The organism is Pseudonocardia sp. Ae150A_Ps1 (genome assembly GCF_001932315.1).
Taxonomy (GTDB): domain Bacteria; phylum Actinomycetota; class Actinomycetes; order Mycobacteriales; family Pseudonocardiaceae; genus Pseudonocardia.
The window spans coordinates 1989721-1990755 of sequence record NZ_MCIJ01000001.1 but is presented as its reverse complement, the minus strand read 5'-3'; the positions used below and the strand labels follow the sequence as shown (position 1 = coordinate 1990755).

Genomic DNA, 1035 nt, shown 5'->3' with positions numbered 1-1035 from the left:
GGGGGCGCTGATCAGCCACCGGCCGCGCCCGCGACACCACCAGGGTCCGACGCAACGGATTCCGGCGCAACGGATTCACCTGCGCCACCGCCGGCCCCACCCGATCAGGGACCGTGAGGTTGCACGAACGCAGCCAGCGGGGCATCCGAGGGGCATAGACCGCCCAGCGCAGCCACCACGCCCGCAGGTGGCGTCCGGCCCCGCGGTCGAACGACACCACCGAGACCCACCACCACACCGACAGCACCAGCACCGCCGCAACACAGCTGACCAGCAGCGACGGCCAGCCCCACAGCCAGCACCACCCGACGACCCCGACCGTCGTGATCGTGGTACGCCAATGCCGGACCACCCACACCGCGACGATCACCGTGGCCTTGCCCACCAGCCACACGGTGACGAACACGACCGCGATCGTCGCCAGACCCTCAGCGATCCGGCCGAAGAACTGCCCCAACCAGTGCAGACCAGCCAGCGCCGCCAGCGCCACCAACCCGGCCAGGACCAGAGCACCCGCCGTCGTCGTTGTCATCGCCGGTCCCCGTCCCGCTCCGGGGAACGACGCGGCCCACACACCACCGGCGCCGGGACCAACGCGAGCTGCCCGCGATGATCACCACACCGCCGCGGCGCCGACGCCACTTCATCCAGCGGGGTCAGACACACCTCGCACCACACCGCACCCGCCCCACCATCAACACCCATGCCCGGTCCGGTGCCTGTGGTTCCCCCAAGATCGTGGAGGGTTCCCTATGCCGCGTCTCGGGTGAGAGCGGCGTTCTCGTAGTTGATCGGTGAGAGCCCGCCCGCGGCGCTGTGTCGCCGGCGGTGGTTGTAGAAGCCGTAGCACCAGTCGATGACCACCGCCCGCGCCCTGCTGGTGGTGTCGAAGTCGTTGCGGGACAATACTTCCCACTCCAGGCTGGAGAAGAACGCCTCCGCCGCGGCGTTGTCGAAACACGACCCGACCCGACCCATCGACTGGCGGATCTCCAGCCGCCGACACAGCGCGGTGAACGCCCCGGCGGTGTAGGT

1 protein-coding gene and 1 pseudogene are annotated in these 1035 nt (G+C 70.0%); both read right to left on the bottom strand.

Annotated elements, in window-relative coordinates:
* Positions 1–532 (bottom strand): annotated as a pseudogene (locus Ae150APs1_RS32690) (cell division protein FtsK); the annotation flags it as partial.
* A gap of 218 nt (positions 533–750) precedes the next feature.
* Positions 751–1035 (bottom strand): integrase core domain-containing protein (locus Ae150APs1_RS09080; RefSeq protein WP_139317635.1); only part of this gene is annotated, 285 nt, incomplete at its 5' end.